Source organism: Acinetobacter sp. AL9, from assembly GCF_041464035.1.
In the GTDB taxonomy this organism is placed as follows: domain Bacteria; phylum Pseudomonadota; class Gammaproteobacteria; order Pseudomonadales; family Moraxellaceae; genus Acinetobacter; species Acinetobacter towneri.
This window is the reverse complement of the sequence record NZ_JAYFSK010000026.1, coordinates 12,907-35,744: the sequence shown is the minus strand read 5'-3', so window position 1 is coordinate 35,744 and position 22,838 is coordinate 12,907. Positions and strand designations below refer to the sequence as shown.

Below are 22,838 nucleotides of genomic sequence, written 5' to 3'. Positions count from 1 at the left end.
TGACATAATTCCAGACGAAGTTCACTTCTGATGCTAGTTGGTCTAACACCTTGCAATGTTTGTCTTTTATACGTAATTTAAGGGTTTTCATGTACTTATATTAACAATCAAAACTCAAGGAAAATAGCCCTTAGTTAAATCAAACGACACTTAGTGTCGTGTCGCTTATATCTCTGACCTGAAGGACTGAGTTTTACGCTCCATTTGATAAAAATAATTCAGATCAGATCCGACTGTGTCCAGCACCTTGGCAACTTCAAGGTGAAGCCTATATTTTAAATTATTGGCTCAGCCCGCATTTTTTAAATCTGGCACAGCCTTTTGGCTTAGCACCTTCTTTTTTAGGGCGTCTTGTTCAAGTCATGTGGGTACGTTATAACGCTAGCCCCATTGGCGCTTATGATGAGCTGCTGATTTTAGATCATCCTCTATTTAGGCAGCGTCGTTTATCTACCATTCCTAAAATTTTTGTTTCAACTGAGTCTTCTGTGCAACACGGACAACAGCTTTGGGGTATTCCGAAAGAACTGGCAAGCTTTGATTGGGATATTCAAGATCGACAGATGAGTTGCAAAATACAACACGCAGATTTGCAATTCGCCATTCAACTTGAAAAATGCAATACGCAACGTAGCTTTATTGATAGTCATTACATCCCTGCTGCGCTTTTAAAAATTCAGCAAACATGGCAAGGGAAATCTTATCAATTTAATCCTTCTTTTCGCGGCAGATTAATCCCACTCAAACATGCGTCTTGGCAATCGAATCCAAGTTTGTTTCCTGATTTTAATCAGGCACGCTTAATCAATGGTTTTTACGTGCCTGAGTTCGAACTGACTTTTCCAGAAGCCGAAATCTCTACTCTGGTTTAACCGTTCCACGTGAAACAGATTAACAAAGACAACCCAAGGTTTAGCTACGTGGTCGATCCCAAAATTTTCTAAAGTTTTTACACATTTCAATGCTGATTTTTTTGGCGCGACGCGACACAAAGGTCATGCTAATAAAACCATGTGTTTGATCTAAATATTCTACATATTTTACCGTGACAGCATGTTGACGTAATTTATGTGCATAAATTTCAGCTTCATCATGCAAAACGTCATGCCCTGCTGTGACCACAAAGGCAGGCGCTAGTTTTTTCAATTTGCCAAAAGTTGGCGAAATGATTGGATCATCCAAAGCGACCTGATGCTGTGTGACATAGTGCTGGGTGACAAAATCAATATCTTGTCCCGTCAACACCAAACCATCTTTATAAGCAAAGAATGAAGGATGGCGACTCTTAAAATCTAAGGCTGGATAAATTAAAAATTGTGCGTCAGGTGCATAGGCTGAATGAGCACTACGCTGTGCAACTACCGCTGCAATATTACCACCCGCACTATCGCCTGCCACCGCTATGCGATTTTTTAAAATTTTCATTTCTCGACGATGTTGATATGCCCATGCCAAAGCATCTTCACAGACTTGAATAATCTGCTGTGGACTAGCTTCAGGCGCGAGTGGATATTCCACACTCAACACTTGTGCATGGGCATGTACCGCCATTAAGCGGCAAAATTCGTCATGACTGTCTAAACCACCCACCACAAAACCACCACCATGATAAAACACGATTAAAGGCAATTTTTTATGTGGTGCAGGATGATAATAACGCGCTGCGATATTGCCACTGGCTAAGTTTAAACGGATTTCTTCAACTCGTTTGACCGCAGTTGGAGTGCTCAGAATAGATTGCATTTGTCGATCAAATGCCTGTCTAGACTGTACAGGGTCAGCACCAATAAAACCAATTTTCCCTTGTTTTAATTGTGCCGCCATCATGCATTTAATAAATGGATCAAGGTCTGGATAATGATACGGATAACCCAAAGCTTGAGCCAAAGTATGATGTACTCGACTTGGTAACTTATTTAATGCACGTGCAGCAGCACCTTGTCCTTTGTGCAATTTATTTTTGAGAGATGAATTCAAAATTTGCATGCCTGTTCCTTTTTATATGTCTGCATGATTTGCCTAAACGCTTCATAATTTCTTCATGATCAACAGCACAGTGACCATTTTGTTATACAAGTGCTTCAATCGTTATACACATTCAAATTACCTATACGCTACCCTGCTTTTATGACGCTGTCATTGACACTATTGCAGTCTATGTTTGATGTTTCAGACAAATTCACCTCATCAGCTCAGGAGGCAGAGCATGACTAAAAAATTAATCTTACTTTCATGTGCGACTGCTTTTTTAGCCGTAGGTTGCGTAGTCGTGCCTGACGAAGGTTACTACGATGGACGATATGAGCCACGCTATGATGATGATCATCGACGTTATGACAATGATCGGCAGCGTTGGGAATATCAACAAGGTAAAAATCGGGTTGAGTTAGAGCGTCGTAAACGTGAACTAGAACGTCGTGAATGGGAACAAAAACGACAACAGCAATTACAGCAACAACGCTATGAACAAGAGCGACAACGTTTAGCAGAGCAGCGTAAACGCTTATCGGAACAGCAGCGTAAACAGCTTGAGCAAAAGCGTAAGCAGCAAATTGAAGCTGAACAAAAAAAGCGTGAGGAAGCTCGTAAACGCTGGCAACAACAACGTGATGCACAACAAAAGCGCTGGCAGGAAAACCGTAAAGACCGTGAACAACGACGTGATCGTGATTGAGTCTTGCAGCAAAGCAAAACAAATGAGGTAAAAAAAGGGCTTATTCAGAAGTTAGATAAGCCCCGAAAACACATTTAGCAATACACAAGAAACTACAGCGATATAGCATCTATGCGCAAATAATAAGCAGTGTTAGGTTTTGTGTAAAATATATAATTACTCTCGATTAAGCTGTTTTAGCGATTAATCAACCAAAACTTAAAAACTCTAATCATACGCATGCACAATATAGTGAACAAACACCCAGTCGAATCCTGTTGATAAAACAGTGTTTTTAGCTATCTCCGTAATAAAAGCACTGGTTTAGCTGAATAATCAGCTCCCTATTACCATACTTTTTTAAACAAAAAAATATTATAAGTTTCAAAGTTTAATTTGCTTCATTCATCCGCCGACATCTTGATTCAAAATGTATTTTTTTGACCAAATTTCATGGCAATGAAAATTAATCTACTGGCACGCTTGAATTTTGCCTGCCCTGCCCCGATTTCTTAGCTAATTACGAACTTCTCTAACCATGGCAGTTCAGCAATAACGCAGTTAGCACTGACGCCAAAGGACTGTACATGTTTAAAAACCCATTTAAACGGAGTAAATCAATGGCAACTGAGCAGAACGAACAAACTCAAGACCTTGAGCTAGAGCAGACGGAACAACAAACAGCGCAAGATACTGAGCAAGCAGAAGTTTCCGTTGAGTCTTTACAAGAACAACTGAGCAAACTTGAAGAAAACCTAAAATTGGAAAAAGCACGTACTGCCAATGCAGTTTACGAAGCGGAAAAAACCAAAGAGCGTTTAGAACGTGAAGCAGATACAGCTAAAAAGTTTGCTTTAGAAAAGTTTGCTAAAGAATTATTGGATTCTGTAGACAACCTTGAGCGTGCTATTGCCGCCAATGGTGATGAAAAAACTGCCTTGTCTGAAGGTGTGGAACTGACCTTGAAATCATTACTGACCACTTTAGAAAAGTTTGGTGTGGTGGTGATTGATACAGCCAATGGTTTCAATGCAGACCTGCATCAAGCCGTAGGGATTGATCCAAATGCAAAAGCCAATGAAATTGGCAACGTATTACAAAAAGGCTACACCTTACATGGTCGCTTACTCCGCCCTGCAATGGTGATGGTTGGCGCTTAAGCCTTATAAAATCGAGAGTTGATAAAAAATTTTCATCTAAACAACTTGAAAAATTTTGATTGGCTCTCATATCGAATAACAAGTGAAAACATTGCAAAAGAATTTTTGAGGAAACATCCAAATGGCTAAAATCATTGGTATTGACTTAGGTACAACTAACTCATGTGTAGCGGTACTTGAAGGCGACAAAGTTAAAGTAATTGAAAACGCAGAAGGCGCACGTACAACTCCATCTATTATTGCTTATAAAGATGGCGAAATTCTTGTAGGTCAATCTGCAAAGCGTCAGGCTGTAACTAACCCGAAAAACACATTATTCGCAATTAAGCGTTTGATTGGTCGTCGTTATGAAGACCAAGCGGTACAAAAAGACATTGGTCTTGTGCCTTACAAAATCATCAAAGCAGACAATGGCGATGCTTGGGTTGAAGTGAATGACAAGAAACTTGCACCACAGCAAATTTCTGCAGAAACTTTGAAAAAGATGAAAAAGACTGCCGAAGATTATTTGGGCGAAACAGTTACTGAAGCCGTGATTACTGTACCTGCGTACTTTAACGATGCACAGCGCCAAGCAACCAAAGATGCGGGTAAAATTGCAGGCTTAGAAGTTAAACGTATCATCAACGAACCAACTGCTGCTGCGCTTGCATTTGGTATGGACAAGAAAGAAGGCGACCGTAAAGTTGCTGTATATGACTTGGGTGGTGGTACTTTTGACGTATCGATCATTGAAATTGCAGACCTTGATGGCGACCAACAAATTGAAGTGTTATCAACCAACGGTGATACCTTCCTTGGTGGTGAAGACTTTGACAATGCCTTGATCGAATACTTGGTTGAAGAGTTCAAAAAAGAGCAAAACTTCAACTTGAAACAAGATCCATTGGCATTACAACGTCTGAAAGAAGCGGCTGAGAAAGCAAAAATCGAGCTTTCATCTTCAAATGCGACTGAAATCAACTTGCCATATATCACTGCAGACGCAACAGGTCCGAAGCACTTGGTGATGAACGTGACTCGCGCCAAACTTGAAGGTTTGGTTGCTGATTTAGTCGCTCGTACCATTGAGCCATGTAAAGTTGCGCTACAAGATGCAGGACTTTCAACTTCTGACATCTCTGACGTGATTTTGGTGGGTGGTCAATCACGTATGCCACTTGTACAACAAAAAGTACAAGAATTCTTTGGCAAAGAGCCACGTAAAGACGTAAACCCAGACGAAGCTGTTGCAATTGGTGCAGCAATTCAGGGTGCCGTATTGTCTGGTGACAAAACTGACGTATTGCTTCTAGACGTAACTCCGTTAACGCTTGGTATTGAAACTATGGGTGGCGTGTTGACGCCAATCATTGAGAAAAACACCACGATTCCTGCGAAGAAGTCTCAAGTGTTCTCAACAGCGGCAGACAACCAGCCTGCAGTAGACATTTCAGTTTACCAAGGTGAGCGTAAAATGGCTCAACAAAACAAATTGTTGGGTAACTTCCAATTAGGTGACATTCCACCAGCGCCACGCGGTGTGCCACAAATTGAAGTTTCGTTCGACATTAACGCTGACGGTATCTTGAAAGTGTCTGCAAAAGACAAGAGCACAGGCAAAGAACAATCGATTCAAATTAAAGCAAACTCTGGTTTGAGCGATGCTGAAATTGAAGCGATGATTAAAGATGCTGAAGCAAATGCTGAAGAAGACCGTAAGTTTGAAGAACTTGCAAAAGCACGTAACGAAGCGGATGCTTTAGTTTCTTCTGCTCAAAAAGCAGTAAAAGACCTTGGTGAACAAGTGACTGCCGATGAAAAAACTGCGATTGAAACTGCAGTCACTGAGCTTGAAGCGACAACCAAAGAAAATGATGTAGATGCAATCAAAGCAAAAACTGAAGCATTGCAAAACATCATCATGCCAATTACGCAACGTGCGTATGAAGCTGCACAAGGTCAAGGCGGTGCACAAGGTTTCGACCCAAATGCATTTGGCGGTGACGCAGGTCAACAAAAAGCCGATGATGGCGTTGTGGATGCTGAATTCACTGAAGTCAAAGATGATAAAAAATAATTTGTCGCTTTAACGCACATCAAAAACCGCGCTGCAAGCAATTGCAGCGCGGTTTTTCTTTTCGATATCCATACACTGACTTCAAGATTTAAATGAAAGAGCACAGACAATTGGACGCTCAACCGAGTACAATAGATAAAATGATGCTCTAACTGCAAATAGATTGAGTTTCTGCCCTACTTTCGGCTACAGTAAACCCAAAAAAGGATGCCGCTAGCAATGCGTTTGTTTCTATTGGGTGCAATCATACTGTTTTCTATCTTGCTGATTTATCAAAATATTCAACATCCTCATACACGACACAATACTGCACTAGATCATTTAAAACATCCTTTAGATACTCGCTTACGTTATCGTATTGCTGAAGTCGATCCGCGTTTTGGCTTAAGCCATGCCGATTTACTACAACTGAGTCAGGAAGCCACCCATATTTGGAAACAAGGGACGGGACAAGATTATTTTGTATATGACCCGAACGCCAAGCTCGCCATTCACTTGATTTATGATCAACGTCAAGATGAATCAAACCAACGCCAACAACAACTTACAGCCATTGAACAACGCCAACAACACTGGAACAATCAAAACCAAAATATTCAAGCACTAAAACAAGAAATTGCAGATAAAAATCAACAACTTGATGCAAAAAAAATGCTATTTGAACAACAACTTGAACAATACAATCGTCAAGTACAGCAAATTAACCAAAGTGGTGGGCTACATCCTTCGCAACAGGAAATTTTTGCAGCCAAAAAACAAGAAATCCAGCAACACATGTGGAGTTTAGAACACGAAATAGCGCAATTTAATCAGCAAATTAACCAGCTCAATCAACAAGTCGATGCCCTCAATCAACTTAATCAAGACATTGATGTATCCATCCAGCAATTTAATGCACGTTTTCAACCACGTTTATTTGATAAAGGCAGCTTTGATGGTCAGGCCATTCGGATTTATGAGTTTCAATCTAAAGATGATTTACGTCTAACTTTGGCGCATGAATTTGGTCATGCTTTGGGTTTAGCACACCATAACGACCCTTATGCCTTAATGTATCCAATGCTAAAAGATCAGCAGTTGCAGAATTTCCAACTGCGCCCTGCCGATCTCGATTTACTCCATGCACGGCATTGAGCAATCTGGCAAACTGAAGTGACTAAAACACAAAACTCCCCTCACCCTGTACGATAGTTGCATATCCATTACACGTGCAAAGGCAGCAAATTTACTCATTTCATGTTATTGTGAAGGCTCTGTATAACCCTGAACGATCTGTGGAGATTCATGTGAGTTACTACCATATCCTGATTGAAGTAAATGACCACATCAGCACGATTGAACAAAGCCGTGATATCGAAATTTTTGATATTGTTGAGCTTCAACCTTGTCTCCACTCGATTTTATTGCCGTATTTTAATGAGCAAGTGATTGAACTTGAAGATGAAAATATTGAATACAAAGATATTTTGCATCTTGAGGTTAGACAGACCTTATTACCAATTGAACACCTGATTGAAGAAGAACAGCGTTTGCTGCCAAGTGATACCGACATCACCATTTCAGCTTATGAAATTTTTAATAACAAAGAATTAAGCCAAGATGTCACGACTGTGATTTTTGATTTGCTTGAAGCAGTGAAAATTGAACCTTAATCCCCTGTTTTAAGACAAAAATTAAAAAGGTCTGCACATTTGCAGACCTTTTTTATGCAATCGCAACAACTTATTGCATCATTTGTTTGGCCGCTTCATTACGAAACGCTCTTAAAATTTGCTGCCCTGCCCGACCTGTTGCAGCCAAGCCGAGTCGAGTCTGTTCCTGACGAATCGCTTGACGGGTTTTGTCGCCAATTAAACCATCCACTTCACCAATGTCATAACCACGACTTAACAAAAAGCGTTGAATTTCACGGCGTTCTGCGCGGGATGTACCTGCATCATCGGTTGGCCAAGCGGTGCGGAATGCAGACTGCCCCATTAAACGATCTGATAAATGCGCAATCGCTAAGGCATAACTTTCTGCTGCGTTATAGCTATAAATGGCATCGAAGTTTCTAAACACTAAGAATACAGGGCCATTCGCACCTGCAGGTGCCATCAAGCCTGCCTGGCTACTGCCCGATAAATTGCCCTGAATTAATGCCGAACCATCTGCACGAGTCAACCCACGATTAACCCAACTGCTGAGGGATTTTTTATTGCGTCGCCCTTCACCACTCAAAGACATGCCTGCAGGCACTTTGACTTCAAAGCCCCACGGCTGCCCTGTTTGCCAGCCGCGACGTTTTAAAAAGTTAGCGGTGGAAGCCAAAGCATCTGGAATACTAGATACTAAGTCACGGCGACCATCACCATCAAAATCGACCGCCAACTCATCATAGGTCGATGGCATAAACTGAGTATGCCCAAACGCCCCTGCCCATGAGCCTTTTAATTGTGATTCAGTGACATCACCACGTTGCAATAAACGCATGGTGGTAAAAAACTCACCTCGGAAATAGCTTTGACGGCGTCCTTCACAGCTCAAGGTACCTAGCGCTTGCAATAATGGATAGGATCCTGAAATCGCACCAAAGTTACTTTCTACACCCCAAACCGCCACTACGGTTTCTGCAGGTACGCCATAGGCTGCTGCAACACGATTGAGCACATCACGGTGCTGTGCCAATTTCTGCTGTCCTGCCTGCACGCGCTCATCATCGACCAAGCCTGAGAGATAATCCCAGATTGGCGTAGAAAATTCAGGTTGGTAATTTAAACGCTCAATGACGGAATAATCTGGGCTGAGATTTTGAGTATAGCGATCATAACTGCTGCCACTCACCCCTTTGGCAATGGCTTGGCTGCGTAAATTGGCCAAACAACTTTGAAAATGGTTTTGTGGTTGAAAATTTGCAGATGTACTGACCGTTGGTGTTACGGTGACAGATTTTCCATTGATAATCAGTTCTGCCTGAACCTGAGTAGCTGCCATTGCAGCTGTCGCAAAAATCACAGCGAAACGATGCATAATACCCTTTGATGTGTTTTGAATTTAAATCTTGGCTTTACCATAACACCTTCAGCCACAGAGATCAGATGAAAATCTGTAACTTTAAATTCATTTACACAGTTTTAAATTCATTTTCTCGTTTTTAAATTTAAAACACTTATCCACAAGTACGGCATCTCACATTTTTAAATTCAAAATCACAACACATGATAAGACTTTTAAATTTAAAAGTTTAAATTCAAATTAAACCAACCCAAGTTATCCACAAAACACGACATTCACTGCATATTTACGATGTATTACTTTGAATTTAAAAGTAGCTTTTTAAATTTAAAGATCAAAAGAGCCGCTACTTTATTTAAATTCAAAACTGCAGATCTATCTTTAAATTCATTTCTGATATTTAAATTCAAAGTTGAAGCATCGCTTTAAATTTAAAACGCGCTATTTGAATTTAAAGTTTTGAATTCATAATTATCATCTGTTTCCCATCAGACTTGTGCGCATTTTTATTTTAAGTATTGCTTTGCTACGGTGATGGTTGCTTATTCAGCCTGATCTATCTTAATCAACCTAAAATTACAGCGTCAATCCTAGACAGATTAACGGTAGAACACCTTAAAAATGGGCAGAATAAAAAATGTGAGAGCATAAAAAAGCGCTCATCGTGATGAGCGCTTTGGCGTCATTTTTAAATTTACAAGCTCATATCAGCACTGAGCGCCAATGGATTTGGCAAAATTTTTGCCAATTGGCGGCATAAATCTGTCAACTCAGCAGCATCATTCGGCATTAAAGTAATATGCCCAATTTTACGACCTTCACGCTCAGTTTTATTGTACAAATGCAAATGTGCGCCATTCAATGCCAACACATCTTCAGTTTTGGGATGCTGACCAATAATATTGACCATCACCGTTGGACGTACCACTTCAGTTGAGCCTAACGGTAAACCTGCTACAGCACGAATATGGTTCTCAAACTGCGAACACACCGCGCCTTCAATTGACCAGTGACCTGAGTTATGCACACGAGGTGCCATCTCGTTGGCATACAAGCCCTTGTCAGTGACAAATAGCTCTAACGTCAACACACCTACATAATTCAAGTGATTGAGCAGGCGAGTGATATAGTCTTGTGCCGCAGGCTGCAAGTCAGCGCTGTTTGGTGCAGGGACAATCGAATGCGACAAAATACCGTTGTGATGATGGTTTTCTGCCAATGGCCAAGTTTTTACTTCACCATTTTGACCACGCACCGCAATAATAGATACTTCACGTGAAAAAGTAACAAAACTTTCTGCGATCAAGCTGCCTGCAGGGCCAAGTTCTGCCCATGCTTGTTCAATCTGATCTGCACTGCGCAAGACAAACTGACCTTTGCCATCATAGCCGCCTGTTGCGGTTTTTAGCACAATTGGCAGACCAAGTTCAGTTACAGCAGCCTGTAAACTTTCCAGCGAGTTGACCGCTTTATACGGCGCAACAGGAATCGCCAATTCATCAAATAAGCCTTTTTCCAGCAAGCGGTTTTGGGCAATTGCCAAAGCCTGACGTGGTGGATGCAAGTCTTTGTGCTTAATCAATACATCAACATCAGCCAACGGAGTATTTTCAAACTCAAGGCTGAATACATCGGCACTGTGTATAAAATCTTGTAGGCTATTTTCGCTTTTGCTGGCAAAAACCTGACCCAAGGTTGCCGCTGGGCAATCTGGACTGGCTTCAAAAAAGGTACATTGAATATTTAAGGGTAAAGCCGCTTGTGCCATCATGCGACCCAATTGACCGCCACCAAAAATACCGATGGTCTTATCCATAGTAATTGTCCCGCTTAAGCCTGACCTGGAATATTGTTGCTTGAAACTTTCTCAGTTTGCGCGGCACGGAAATTGACAACATTTTGTGCAATCTCTGGACGGGTTAAACCTAAAATTTGGGCTGCCATAATTGCCGCATTGGTTGCTCCCGCAGGACCAATAGCCAATGTACCTACCGCAATACCCGCAGGCATTTGCACAATTGAAAGTAATGAATCGACACCATTTAAAATTGAAGATTTCACTGGCACACCTAAAACAGGTAAATCAGTTTTAGCTGCACACATACCTGGTAAGTGTGCGGCACCACCAGCGCCTGCAATAATCACCTGAATGCCACGATCACGCGCTTGTTCAGCATATTCAAATAAGCGATCTGGGGTACGGTGTGCAGAAACGACTTCCGCTTCAAATGGGACACCAAGCTGCTTCAGCATATTGGCAGTGTGTTCGAGAGTTGCCCAATCCGATTGAGAACCCATGATAATTCCAACGAGAGGAGCGTCTTGTGCAGCGGCCGCGTTCATTACAAATATTCCAGAAACGAAACTAAGGAAAGAGAAATTCAGGCGAGAAAGCCAAGCTTGAATAAGAACTCCACATTATAGACTGATTTTTCGACTTGTTAAAATTGAACACGGCGACTCAACCGACTTTTTTGATTATTTTTATCTGGTTATTTTCTAATAATTAACCACAGGCTCACACCATTGCAGCTACGCGAGTTGTTTAAGCCATGCAAAAGCACCATTTTAAGATGCTCGAAACACAAAATATACGCAGCCACATAAACATAAAGCTGCCCATAAATAATCCAGTTTAAAAGGTTGCTTAAACAAAAAAATCATAAACGGGACAAACACCAATAAAGTCACAACTTCTTGGGTAATTTTCATTTGACCTACCGCCCAGCCATGCTGCGCCAGCAAACGGGTAGCAGGAATCATCAAACTGTATTCAAACAGGGCGATCACCCAACTGAATAAAATAGCCTGCCACAGCGGCGCATCATGTGGTAAAAACTTGAGATGACCATACCACGCCAAGGTCATAAAACAGTTTGCAACCACCAAAAGTAAAAATGCTGAAGACATTGTGTCGTACTATCTTAAAAATTCAGTTTTATTTTACGAGCTATTTGCCATGAAAAATGCAAGAGCAGCAATTTTTTACATCGTTTGGCGCAGATTCAGCGCTGAAAAATCCCTGAAATGAGATACAAGAATCACTATCTTTTCGCCAAAACCCTTGCTATCGTTGCTTCAAATCAAGTTAATCACGACAACAGCACAAAAATACGTGATGTGTCTATAAAAGCAGTGGAGTAAGGCGGAATGCATCTGCATATTTTGGGTATTTGTGGCACATTTATGGGCTCATTGGCACTTTTGGCCCGCGATTTAGGACATACCGTCACAGGTTCAGACCAAAACGTCTATCCACCGATGTCGACTCAACTGGAAAATGCAGGCATTACCTTAATGCAAGGTTATGACCGCAGCCATTTACAACCGCATCCAGATTTAGTGATTGTGGGCAATGCCATGAAACGTGGGATTGATGCGGTTGAATACATGCTGAATGCAGGTTTACCGTATATTTCTGGCCCGCAATTTTTGGCCGATCATGTCTTGCAAGGCAAACACGTACTGGGCGTTGCAGGCACGCACGGCAAAACCACCACCACCACCATGTTGGCGTGGGTATTGGATCAGGCAGGCTTAGAACCGGGCTTTTTAATTGGCGGCGTTCCTTTAGGCTTTAGTGAAAGTGCACGTTTGGGTGCAGGCAAGTATTTCTGTGTCGAAGCCGATGAATACGACTCTGCGTTTTTTGATAAACGCTCCAAGTTCGTACATTACCATCCTAAAACCGCCATTTTAAATAACCTTGAATTTGACCATGCCGATATTTTTGATGATTTGGCCGCAATTCAAAAACAATTCCATCATTTGGTGCGTACCATCCCAAGTGAAGGGCGCATTATTGCCCCAATTACAGAAACCCATATTGATGAAGTGTTAGAAATGGGTTGCTGGACACCTGTGCTACGTACTTCGCTCAATGCAGATCCACAAGCGGAACTGTATGCAGAACAACTTGCAGCAGATGGTTCACATTTTAAAGTTCTGAAAAATGGTGTGCTACAAGGTGAAGTGCGCTGGAATATGACAGGGCAACACAGTGTCGCCAATGCCTTGGCAACCATCGCCGCAGCAGAGCATGTTGGGGTTGCAATTGAAACCGCATGTGCAGCGCTGTCCAATTTTGGTGGGGTGAAACGCCGTATGGAGTTATTAGGCACCATACGCGGCATTGAAGTCTATGATGACTTTGCCCACCATCCAACCGCAATTGAAACCACACTGGACGGCGCACGTAAGCGTTTGGGTGAGCGTAAGCTTTGGGCGATTATTGAACCACGTTCCAACACCATGCGCATGGGCAGTCATAAAGAGGGCTTGGCAGATTCAGCACGTTTGGCGGATGCTGTGATTTGGTATCAACCTGAAGGTTTAGACTGGGATTTACAGCCTGTGGTTGCGGCTGCTCGCAATCATGCAGTGGTGGCCAATACTTTGGATGAAATTATTCAAAAAATCGTGAGCCAAGCAGGTGAGGGCGATGCAGTGGTGATTATGTCAAATGGTGGATTTGGTGGTTTACATCAAAAACTCATTCAAGCGTTGCAACACACGGCTTAAAATCGCTTAAACTGATTTAAAACTCTTTCAAAAAAAATCCCCTGTTTTTGGCAAAAAATAGGGGATTTTTATATTAATTATAAATTTATATATTATAATTATTAAAAGCAACAATACTGCTCATGAACTTGTCATCTTGACCTGTTACTTTAAAAAGATTACATCCTGCGAGCATGACGGTTGCTACAGGTTGGCTGCTGGATGTCTTTCATCATTATTACTAAGAAGGATGGTCACAATGTCAAAAACAATGAAAGCCATGGTCTACCACGGCGCCAATGATATTCGTTTTGAAGAACGCCCACGTCCAGAAATTTTACAACCAACAGATGCCGTGATTCGTCTCACCAAAACTACAATTTGCGGTACTGACTTAGGTATTTGGAAAGGTAAAAACCCAGAAATTCAAGACACTGCAGTTGCCAAGACAGGGCTATTTGATGGCCGTATTTTAGGTCACGAAGGTATCGGGATTGTTGAAGAAGTCGGTTCGGCAGTCAAAAATTTCAAAAAAGGCGACAAGGTCATTATTTCTTGTGTCAGCCGTTGTGGTACTTGTGAAAACTGTCAAAAACAACTCTATGCACACTGCCAAAATGAAGGCGGTTGGATCATGGGATATATGATTGATGGTACTCATGCTGAATATGTCCGTACTCCATTTGCAGACACTTCTTTATATTTGCTGCCTGAAGGTTTAAATGAAGAAGTTGCGGTTTTCTTGTCTGATGTATTGCCAACTTCACATGAAATTGGTGTGCAATACGGCAATGTTAAACCTGGTGATACCATTGCAATTGTGGGTACAGGTCCAATTGGCATGGGTTGTCTGCTTACCGCACAGTTCTATTCTCCTGCACAAATTATCGCAGTCGATATGGACGATAACCGCTTGGCGATGGCAAAAGAGTTGGGTGCAACCCATACCATTAACTCTGCCAAAGAAGATGCAGTACAACGTATTTTAGAGATTACAGGTGGTCGCGGGGTAGACTGTGCCATGGAAGCTGTAGGTGTCGAAGCCACTTGGGATATTTGCCAAAATGTCGTGAAAGAGGGCGGACATATTGCCAATGTGGGCGTACATGGTAAGTCGGTAAATTTTGAGTTAAACAAACTCTGGATTAAAAACCTGACCATCACTACGGGTTTGGTGAATACCAATACGACAGGTATGCTGTTAAAAACCTGCTGTTCAGGCAAATTACCTTTAGAAAAACTGGCAACGCACCATTTTAAATTCTCTGAATTTGAAAAAGCCTATGATGTGTTTAAACATGCTTCAGATGAAAATGCCATGAAAGTGATGATTAATTACGAATAATCTTGGCTTAACTATGTTACAAAAAAGCCAATCTACGCGCTGTGGATTGGCTTTTTTGGGCTTTTATAATATTTTCAAGAAAATTTTAGACTGCACGACAGACGAAGTCTGCATGCTGTTTTAATACCAACACATTAGATTATTTCAACGTAGAAAGACTTTTAAGCCACGACATCAGCATATTGTGTATCTGTTTCAAAAGCCGTCTCAATATAAGAGCACACGGGTACAATTTTTAGCTGCTTTTCACGTGCAAAGGCGACCAAAATATCTAATAGCTGACGGGCAACCCCTTGACCTCGTAATGTCAGATCGACCCAAGTGTGATCTGCTAAAATAGTGTGATCATCTTGATATTGATAAGTAATTTCAGCGATATGCCGACCATCTCGTTCAATAAAAAACTCGCCACCGCGTTGGGTTTCTTGATGTTGAATTTGCATAAGTCCACCTATCAAACTAAATCTATTTTTTCAATTTGCCACACTCTTTACGAAATATTGTGCTGAATTTGTACAAATTAAAGTGATTTACCATACAGAATAAATTGTACAACACTTAAAATTATGTAATTCTTTACGCAGATTTAGGCAGCGTCCTAATCCCAAATTATGTTGAACAAGGGGAGTAGCCTCCTCCAAGCGTTAAAATATAACTTTAACGTGTCAGCGTTTCGTCATTACACTTTGCAAAAAGTCGGACGCTGAGCATAGTGACCTACTTGTTGATTCAAGTGCGCTCTATGTAGGCAAGACCTTGATCATGTTGTTACAGATGTTTTGAAATCATCTGACAACGGGTCAAGGTTTTTTTATGGCCAATTGTCGGATGTGGAGATTGTATGGAATCTATCGGCAATTTATGGCTATACCTGGTCTTTTTTGCAATTGTTGCAGTCATGCTCGCTATCGACCTCTTAGGCTTTAAACAAAAAGCAGGCGAATCGGTCAAAGTCAAAACCGCTGCGTATTGGAGTATCGCCTGGGTCAGTGTGGCAGCTTTATTTGGTGGCGGTTTATGGCTGTATCTTAAACACAGCGTTGGGCTAGAAGTCGCCAATACCAAAGTCATGGAATACTTTGCGGGTTATTTACTGGAAAAATCACTGGCGATAGATAATGTATTCGTTTGGATGATGATCTTCGCCGCATTCGCCATTCCATCGGGCTTACAGCGTAAAATTTTACTCTACGGCGTACTGGGTGCAATTATTCTCAGAACCATTTTTATTTTTATTGGGGCTTGGTTCGTACAAGAATTCTCTTGGATTTTGTATATTTTTGGCGCATTTTTGGTTTATACAGGCTTTAAATTCTTAAAAGGCCCAGAACAAGAAGCCAGCAATATTGAAGATATGGCGTTATTGAAATGGCTACGCAAACACATGCGGATCACCCCAACACTACAACAAGACAAATTCTTTGTTCGCCAAAATGGTGTACTTTGGGCAACGCCATTATTTTTAGTTTTAATTTTGGTCGAAGCATCTGACGTTATTTTTGCCGTGGATTCTATCCCTGCAATTTTTGCGGTGACTACCGATCCGTTTATTGTACTCACTGCAAATCTAATGGCTATTTTGGGCTTACGTGCCATGTTTTTCTTGCTCTCAGGAGCAGCGACTAAAATGCATTATTTGCCGTATGGACTGGGTTTAATTCTGCTATTTATTGGCTTTAAAATGCTGATGTTAGATGTGTTCCACATGCCTATCTGGATTTCACTCGGCTTTATTGTACTTGTACTGACAATCACTGCGTGGTTATCAATTCGACATAGTCGTAAATACAATGAAACCACATTATAAAATTTAACAGTCCTTATCATCGTTGCAAGCCTTCTTTCGAGAAGGCTTTTTGTATTCATTACGCTAAGTTTTAATTTACCGTACGATAAATTTTATCGTACTGCTGCAAGCTGCATTTAAGGTACAATCTCTTGAAAAAATGAAAAATGTAGGTTATTTATGCCATCTCCTGTACAACGCACCGCAATTCGTGGTCGCTTTCTTGATTTCAAAAACTGTACCAGCCAAGCCGATCAAATTTCAGAACAAGTCCGTTATGTAGACGATGGCTTGTTAATTTGCGAACAAGGCAAAATTCAGTGGTTTGGTTCATGGCAAGAAGGGCAGGCAAAGCTAAACGCCAACACAGAGTTCCATCATTATCCTGACCATCTCATTGTGCCTGGCTTCATCGACACCCATATTCATTTTCCACAGACTGAAATGATTGGCGCGTATGGAGAACAATTACTGGAATGGCTGAATACTTATACTTTTCCGACTGAACTGCAATTTGCAGATAAAGCCTATGCAGATCAGATTGCACAATTTTTTGTGCAGGAATTACTGAAAAATGGCACCACCACAGCTTTGGTGTTTTGTACGGTACATCCTGAATCGGTAGATGCGTTGTTTGAAGCGGCAGCACAACATCAAATGCGTTTAATTGCAGGTAAAGTGCTGATGGATCGGCATGCACCTGAAGCATTGTGTGACAGTGCAGACTCAGGCTATACAGACTCTAAAGCGTTGATTGAAAAATGGCATGGAAAAGGACGTAATCTCTACGCGATTACGCCACGTTTTGCACCGACTTCTAGCCCTGAGCAACTGGCGCGGGCAGGGCAACTCAAAGCCGAATATCCCGATGTTTATGTACATACCCATTTAAGTGAAAATCACAATGAAATTGCGTGGGTGAAACAATTATTTCCAGAGCAAAATGGATATTTAGATGTTTATCATCACTATGGTTTAACAGGTTCACGTTCGGTTTTTGCGCATTGTGTGCATTTAGAAGAACATGAATGGCAATGTCTGCATCATACCGATTCTGCAATTGCCTTTTGTCCAAGCTCCAATTTATTTTTGGGCAGCGGTTTATTTCCGCTGCATAAAACTTGGGAGCGACAGGTGAAGGTCGGTTTAGGTACAGATATTGGCGCAGGCACCACGTTTAATGTACTGCATATCCTCAATGAAGCCTATAAAGTACAACAACTGCAAGGGGCAAAACTCTCTGCTTTTGAAGCGTTGTATCACGCCACATTAGGTGCTGCCAAAGCTTTGGACTTAGACGATAAGCTGGGGAATTTTAAGGTAGGCAAAGAAGCCGATTTTGTGGTGCTGGATTTAAATGCCACCGCTTTACAACGCTTACGACAACAACGTTCCAAACATCTTGAAGATGCATTATTTGCCCTCATTACTTTAGCAGATGACCGTAATATTCATGCGACCTATATTTATGGACAACGTGCCTACTACCAACCCAATCAAAACTCAGCAGCAGGTGGCTAAACCTGCGCAATCCTCGTATATAAAACCCATCGGATGGGCAATGCTGATACTCGGTTGTGCTTTGTTGTTACGCTCAGATTCTCACTCAGCACAAAAATGATGCTATTTTAACCATGCAAGCATGTGCAACATCGCGCAAGATATATTAAAATTAGCGCATATTTTGGGGTGTTGCAGGTCAACACCTTTTTTATTTTTGCTTTTTAGGTATCTACCCATGACAGTTGAAATGCAGGTTTTGATTTCTGCAGAAGAAATCCAAACAAAAGTTCAGGAACTTGGTCAAAAAATTAATGCTCACTATGCCAATAGCGACAAAGAGTTGGTGTTGATTGGCTTATTACGTGGTTCTGTATTGTTCATGGCAGATTTATGCCGCACCATTCAAAAGCCGCATGAACTGGATTTTATGACTGTATCCAGCTACGGCGGAGGTACTGTGTCATCGCGTGATGTGAAAATTTTAAAAGATTTGGATGGTGAAATTCGCGGTAAAGATGTCTTGGTGGTTGAAGATATTATCGACTCGGGCAACACCCTAAATAAAGTGATGGAAATTTTGCAAACCCGTGAGCCAAATTCAATTGAGCTGTGTACCTTAATTAGCAAGCCATCACGCCGTGAAATTAAGCTTGAAGTTAAATTTATGGGCTTTGAAATTGAAGATAAGTTTATTGTCGGTTATGGCTTGGATTATGACCAAAAATATCGTCATATTCCGTTTATTGGCGAAATTGGCTTATAAAACAAATACGCCTCGCTTTAAAAAAGTGATCGTTTCAGATCACTTTTTTTTATGGCTGAAATTTGCATTTCATCTATCTAACAGGACAAAAACACTACATGCTGTAGCATTATTCGACTATTTTCCTTGGGATTTTTCGGCAAAGATAAGTCTGAAACATGATGTAAAACATAAACAAAGATAACAAGGAGCTGCTCATGTGGTCATTAATTGTCGCAATTGTGGTGGGTTTTATTGCAGGTCTAATCGCCCGCGCGATTCATCCTGGAGATGATAAAGCAGGGTTTATTGTCACCACCTTACTTGGGATTGCAGGGTCTTTATTGGCAACCTATGCAGGGCGTATGATGGGATTGTACGGTGATGGTTCTGCCGCAGGCTTTATTGCCTCCATCATTGGTGCGCTGATTATTCTATTTATTTATAATACGTTCATGAAAAAATCGCGTGCTTAAATCCTGTATTAACGACTGTAATTTTTCAGTCAAACATCTTCTCTCTCAATAAAAAAACCGCCTAAAAATTGAGGCGGTTTTTTTATATCTACTTCGCAATCACAAATTTCAGGTTTGCTCCGATACACACTACACAATTTTAGTTGCCAATATCAGATAAAAAATTAGCCGTTCTTAAAGACCAAATTCTTTAAAAATCTGTTCAATTTGTGCCGCAGGATATGCTCCCATAACTTTAAAGCCATTCGAGAAAATAATCGCAGGCGTACCGTTTACACCTAAACGATGCGCTAAAACAATGTTGCGCTCCACAGGGTTGGCACAACTGCTTTGACTTGTAGGCAATTGTGCTTTTGTGATCAGGTTTTCCCAAGCAAGAGCAGGGTTTTTCTCACAATACACCTGTTTAGATGGCGCAACAGATTGCGCTTTTAACGGCAAAATAAAGGTATAGATTGTAATGTTGTCCAGCTTTTTCAGTTCAGCCTCAAGCTGTTTACAATATGGGCAATTTGGGTCAGAAAAGATCGCAATCTGACGTTTTCCCGTACCTCGCACACTTTTGATTGCATCTTGTAACGGTAACTTTTTCCAATCGACACTGTTTTGTTGGATCAATAAATCTTTGGTTAAGTTATGCTGATCCTTTAAACGAATCATTGAACCCGCCAAAATATGTTGTGCATCTTCATTCAAATACACCACTTGACCATCCATAGAGGCACTGTAAATACCTTTCATTTCTGTGGCTTGAATATTGTCTAATTTCAGTTGCGGATGCTGTTGTTTGACATTTTTACTAATCGTTGCAACATCGGCCATGCTCACGGCGCTGCATAATCCCATTAAGGCAGCTAAACTCAATTGTTTAATCATGTGTTTCATCTAAATAAAGTAAATTTAGCCTGATTCTAAGCTGAAAGCTGCACAGAATTCAGTATTTTTAAGCCAGAATTACGCAATTGCTACAACTCGTTTTTGCTATGCAACGCTTTAGGTTTCACGTGGAACATTCAAGCCTGATGGCGGATTAATTTCTACTGAAATATGCACAATTTCTTCATGAATGGCGAGGGCGGTGCGGACTTGATCTGCGTCTAAATCGTGTGCGGTTTCCAATGCCAAAATACAGGAAAATTTACCCTGTCCGACTTTCCAAACATGCAAGTCTGTGATCATCACACTGACTGGTAACTCTGCAATCACTTCACGAATTTCATCCACCACAGGATGATCCATTTCTGCATCCAGCAATGTTTTCCCTGTTTCCTGCATCAAACCTATCGCCCAACGCGCCACTAAAATTGAACCAACAATACCTAACAGTGCATCTAGAAAATCCCAGCCCCAATATTTACCCGCAATTAAAGCAATAATCGCAAAAATTGAAGTCACCGCATCTGCCACCACATGCATAAAGGCGGCTTTTTGATTCAGGTCATGGCTGTCATGCGTATGCTCATGATGGTGATGGTGATGGTGATGGTGATGGTGATGGTGATGGTGATGGTGATGGTGATCATCTTCATGTAATAACCATGCACAAATCAAATTGACCAATAACCCTAAAATTGCAATTGGGATGGCTTGGTTATACTGAATATCGACAGGAAAAAATAAACGCTCGATAGAGTGAATTGCCATAAATGCAGCCACCACCAACAATAAAATGGCGCTGCTATAGCCAGCTAAAATTTCAATTTTCCATGTACCAAAACTAAACCGTGTATCTGCTGCATAATGACGTGCTGCCCGATAGGTAAAATAAGCCAAGCCTAGCGCCAGCATGTGTGAGCTCATGTGCCAGCCATCCGCTAGCAAAGCCATGGAATGAAAAATCCAACCACCCAAGATTTCCAAGAACATCATGACAGCCGTCAGCAAAGCCGCATATAATATTTTTTTCTGCGCCAGCGGATTGCCTTGATCGAATTGATGTGGATGCATACGATGAGAGTGTTGCTGACGCATAATGGGAAATCATTGTTAAATATACTCTCCTAGAGTATATAGAAATTGAGGTGATGTGGTGGGTCATTTACATACAGATAAGAAAATTTTAAATCGCGTCAAACGTCTACAAGGGCAAATTGGGGCAGTGGAACAAGCACTTCACAATCCTGATCATGGCTGTATTGAAGTTTTACAACAAGTCGCAGCTATTAAAGGTGCGGTCAATGGTTTGATGAATGAGTTAATCGAATCGCATTTGCGTCATCATGTGATTGGTGATCAATGCGCGATTGATGAACATGAACTGGAAGAGTTTATGAAACTGCTAAAACGCTATGCTTAAACACAAATAGGCTTGACCAGATTCAAGGCTTGTCTTTACGCTGAGTGATATTTCTCACTATATGAGACTAAACTCAAGAGTTTAGCCATCAATCGAGTTTTTTATGACTCAATCTCAATCTTGGCATCCTTTCGTGATGATCAGCCTCGCCCTGATTATTGGCACCATGGGCACGGCACTTGCAAGCCCGCTGTATCCAATTTATCAGGAATTGTGGCAGCTTTTACCCAGCCATATCACCTTTATTTTTGTGGCGTATATGCTCGGTTGTTTGGCTACCTTGCTCTTTTTAGGGCGTACCAGCAACAGTATCGGCTTCTTAAAAACCTTAGAATTGGGTTTAGTGATCATCACCCTCGGACTGATTCTGTCGATGTTTGCCACCAATGCACTTTGGCTTGCTTTGGGGCGTTTTGTGATTGGGATTGCTTCAGGTCTTATGACCACATCGGCGTTAATTGGCTTAATGTGGAGTATCCCCGAATCACATAAAGCACATGCGCCACAGCTCAGTTCAGTCATTACCGCAGTCGGGTTTGGCTTAGGCCCTTTGCTTGGTGGCGGTGTGGCACAATTTTCAGCAGCACCTTTGTTTAGCCCATATATTCCAGTCATTTTGGGTGCTGTCCTGTGTTTTATTGGATTGTTACGTTTAGCGCCACCTGAATTTACGCCACAAGCCTTCTCGATTGCCCCAAAATTAGAACGCCCAGAACCACGCTTTCATGCAGAATTTTATATTACAGGTTTAACCGCATTCTGTGCCTTTGCTGCCTTTAGTTTATTTGCTTCGCTCTCTCCCTCTTTTGTGCAAGTGATTATTCCGTGGCACGGGCCTTTGGTCAGTGGTTTGGCCATCACCTGTATTTTGCTGATTTCAGCGCTGGTGCAGTATTTTTCTAAAGCCATTCCTGCACAAAAATGCCTAAATTATGGGCTGTATTTGCTGTTATTGAGTTTATTGGTACTCGGTTTATGCATGTATTTACATTGGAGTTTTCTATTTTTTGTGAGTGATGTGCTGCTAGGCATAGGACACGGGTTGGCATTGATTGGTGCTTTTGGCTTAATTCATGCCATGACCAATCTACAGAATCGCGCTGCAGTGATGTCGACCTATTTATTTGTGGGCTATTTAGGCACAATTCTGCCAATTATTGCAGTCGGTTATTTGGCCGATCATTTCGGTTTAACCACCGCCGTACTTAGCTTTTGTGCAGCCATCTGCTTACTGTGTGGCTACATCATTATTTGGTATCGCCAGTTGCAGAACAAACCTGTTTTAGGATGAGTTTTTACCTAAACTAAACGTTAAAATCAGGAC

The 22,838-nt window shown here is 41.4% G+C and carries 22 protein-coding genes; 14 read left to right on the top strand and 8 right to left on the bottom strand.

Going from position 1 to position 22,838, the window contains the following annotated elements; all coding sequences use genetic code 11:
- Window positions 1-227 precede the first annotated feature (227 nt).
- Window positions 228-872, top strand: coding sequence for an acetoacetate decarboxylase family protein (locus tag ACEO2X_RS07810; protein WP_371971553.1), 645 nt, complete (start codon window positions 228-230; stop codon window positions 870-872).
- Window positions 873-912: 40 nt separating this feature from the next.
- Here ACEO2X_RS07810 and ACEO2X_RS07805 read toward each other — a convergent pair whose 3' ends face one another.
- Window positions 913-1,986: an alpha/beta hydrolase gene (locus ACEO2X_RS07805; protein ID WP_131261892.1), complete on the bottom strand. Its 1,074-nt coding sequence runs from the start codon at window positions 1,984-1,986 to the stop codon at window positions 913-915.
- 220 nt (window positions 1,987-2,206) lie between these two features.
- Between ACEO2X_RS07805 and ACEO2X_RS07800 the strand changes: the two genes are divergently transcribed.
- The 5 genes from ACEO2X_RS07800 (at window position 2,207) to ACEO2X_RS07780 (ending at window position 7,524) form a co-directional block, all read left to right on the top strand.
- Entirely contained in the window at window positions 2,207-2,674 is a 468-nt protein-coding gene (locus ACEO2X_RS07800; protein ID WP_131261893.1) for a hypothetical protein, read from the top strand.
- A 566-nt stretch (window positions 2,675-3,240) separates the two neighbouring features.
- Window positions 3,241-3,813 (top strand): nucleotide exchange factor GrpE, encoded by a 573-nt coding sequence (gene grpE, locus ACEO2X_RS07795; RefSeq protein WP_257220042.1) that lies wholly within the window; start codon window positions 3,241-3,243, stop codon window positions 3,811-3,813.
- 121 nt (window positions 3,814-3,934) lie between these two features.
- Complete coding sequence (gene dnaK, locus ACEO2X_RS07790; RefSeq protein ID WP_154321227.1) at window positions 3,935-5,872, top strand: molecular chaperone DnaK; 1,938 nt, start codon at window positions 3,935-3,937, stop codon at window positions 5,870-5,872.
- Between the two features lie 219 nt (window positions 5,873-6,091).
- A complete protein-coding gene (locus ACEO2X_RS07785; protein ID WP_004969807.1) occupies window positions 6,092-7,006 on the top strand; it encodes a matrixin family metalloprotease in 915 nt (304 codons plus the stop codon).
- 140 nt (window positions 7,007-7,146) lie between these two features.
- A complete protein-coding gene (locus ACEO2X_RS07780; protein WP_162164695.1) occupies window positions 7,147-7,524 on the top strand; it encodes a hypothetical protein in 378 nt (125 codons plus the stop codon).
- A 70-nt stretch (window positions 7,525-7,594) separates the two neighbouring features.
- On the opposite strand, the gene ACEO2X_RS07775 is transcribed toward ACEO2X_RS07780, so the two are convergent.
- The 4 genes from ACEO2X_RS07775 to ACEO2X_RS07760 all read right to left on the bottom strand — a co-directional run bounded on the left by ACEO2X_RS07775 (window position 7,595) and on the right by ACEO2X_RS07760 (window position 11,776).
- A complete protein-coding gene (locus tag ACEO2X_RS07775; protein ID WP_004969803.1) occupies window positions 7,595-8,881 on the bottom strand; it encodes a lytic murein transglycosylase in 1,287 nt (428 codons plus the stop codon).
- Between the two features lie 679 nt (window positions 8,882-9,560).
- Window positions 9,561-10,682 carry a 5-(carboxyamino)imidazole ribonucleotide synthase gene (locus ACEO2X_RS07770; RefSeq protein WP_004969802.1) on the bottom strand — a complete coding sequence of 374 codons (1,122 nt, stop codon included), beginning with the start codon at window positions 10,680-10,682 and terminating at the stop codon, window positions 9,561-9,563.
- Between the two features lie 14 nt (window positions 10,683-10,696).
- Window positions 10,697-11,209 (bottom strand): 5-(carboxyamino)imidazole ribonucleotide mutase, encoded by a 513-nt coding sequence (purE, locus tag ACEO2X_RS07765; protein WP_004969800.1) that lies wholly within the window; start codon window positions 11,207-11,209, stop codon window positions 10,697-10,699.
- 225 nt (window positions 11,210-11,434) lie between these two features.
- Complete coding sequence (locus tag ACEO2X_RS07760) at window positions 11,435-11,776, bottom strand: DMT family protein (RefSeq protein WP_004969799.1); 342 nt, start codon at window positions 11,774-11,776, stop codon at window positions 11,435-11,437.
- A gap of 240 nt (window positions 11,777-12,016) precedes the next feature.
- On the opposite strand from ACEO2X_RS07760, the gene mpl reads away from it, so the two are divergent.
- Both mpl and ACEO2X_RS07750 read left to right on the top strand, forming a co-directional pair.
- A complete protein-coding gene (gene mpl, locus ACEO2X_RS07755) occupies window positions 12,017-13,387 on the top strand; it encodes a UDP-N-acetylmuramate:L-alanyl-gamma-D-glutamyl-meso-diaminopimelate ligase (RefSeq protein ID WP_004969796.1) in 1,371 nt (456 codons plus the stop codon).
- 238 nt (window positions 13,388-13,625) lie between these two features.
- Entirely contained in the window at window positions 13,626-14,711 is a 1,086-nt protein-coding gene (locus tag ACEO2X_RS07750; protein ID WP_096902007.1) for a zinc-dependent alcohol dehydrogenase family protein, read from the top strand.
- A gap of 161 nt (window positions 14,712-14,872) precedes the next feature.
- Here ACEO2X_RS07750 and ACEO2X_RS07745 read toward each other — a convergent pair whose 3' ends face one another.
- Window positions 14,873-15,154, bottom strand: a complete 282-nt coding sequence (locus tag ACEO2X_RS07745) for a GNAT family N-acetyltransferase (protein WP_004969793.1) — start codon at window positions 15,152-15,154, stop codon at window positions 14,873-14,875.
- Between the two features lie 398 nt (window positions 15,155-15,552).
- On the opposite strand from ACEO2X_RS07745, the gene ACEO2X_RS07740 reads away from it, so the two are divergent.
- From ACEO2X_RS07740 to ACEO2X_RS07725, 4 genes are all read left to right on the top strand, one after another.
- Entirely contained in the window at window positions 15,553-16,518 is a 966-nt protein-coding gene (locus tag ACEO2X_RS07740) for a TerC family protein (RefSeq protein ID WP_371971550.1), read from the top strand.
- 159 nt (window positions 16,519-16,677) lie between these two features.
- Complete coding sequence (gene guaD, locus ACEO2X_RS07735) at window positions 16,678-18,018, top strand: guanine deaminase (protein WP_179989095.1); 1,341 nt, start codon at window positions 16,678-16,680, stop codon at window positions 18,016-18,018.
- Between the two features lie 217 nt (window positions 18,019-18,235).
- Window positions 18,236-18,763 carry a hypoxanthine phosphoribosyltransferase gene (hpt, locus tag ACEO2X_RS07730; RefSeq protein WP_371971547.1) on the top strand — a complete coding sequence of 176 codons (528 nt, stop codon included), beginning with the start codon at window positions 18,236-18,238 and terminating at the stop codon, window positions 18,761-18,763.
- A gap of 197 nt (window positions 18,764-18,960) precedes the next feature.
- Window positions 18,961-19,218, top strand: coding sequence for a GlsB/YeaQ/YmgE family stress response membrane protein (locus tag ACEO2X_RS07725; protein ID WP_004969785.1), 258 nt, complete (start codon window positions 18,961-18,963; stop codon window positions 19,216-19,218).
- Window positions 19,219-19,392: 174 nt separating this feature from the next.
- On the opposite strand, the gene ACEO2X_RS07720 is transcribed toward ACEO2X_RS07725, so the two are convergent.
- Window positions 19,393-20,094, bottom strand: coding sequence for a DsbC family protein (locus ACEO2X_RS07720; protein WP_371971545.1), 702 nt, complete (start codon window positions 20,092-20,094; stop codon window positions 19,393-19,395).
- A 117-nt stretch (window positions 20,095-20,211) separates the two neighbouring features.
- Window positions 20,212-21,189 carry a CDF family Co(II)/Ni(II) efflux transporter DmeF gene (dmeF, locus tag ACEO2X_RS07715; protein ID WP_371971543.1) on the bottom strand — a complete coding sequence of 326 codons (978 nt, stop codon included), beginning with the start codon at window positions 21,187-21,189 and terminating at the stop codon, window positions 20,212-20,214.
- Between the two features lie 58 nt (window positions 21,190-21,247).
- Between dmeF and ACEO2X_RS07710 the strand changes: the two genes are divergently transcribed.
- Together ACEO2X_RS07710 and ACEO2X_RS07705 are read left to right on the top strand one after the other, a co-directional pair.
- Window positions 21,248-21,514, top strand: a complete 267-nt coding sequence (locus ACEO2X_RS07710) for a metal/formaldehyde-sensitive transcriptional repressor (protein ID WP_004969779.1) — start codon at window positions 21,248-21,250, stop codon at window positions 21,512-21,514.
- Between the two features lie 103 nt (window positions 21,515-21,617).
- Window positions 21,618-22,805 carry an MFS transporter gene (locus ACEO2X_RS07705; RefSeq protein WP_171287397.1) on the top strand — a complete coding sequence of 396 codons (1,188 nt, stop codon included), beginning with the start codon at window positions 21,618-21,620 and terminating at the stop codon, window positions 22,803-22,805.
- The last annotated feature ends 33 nt before the right edge of the window (window positions 22,806-22,838 follow it).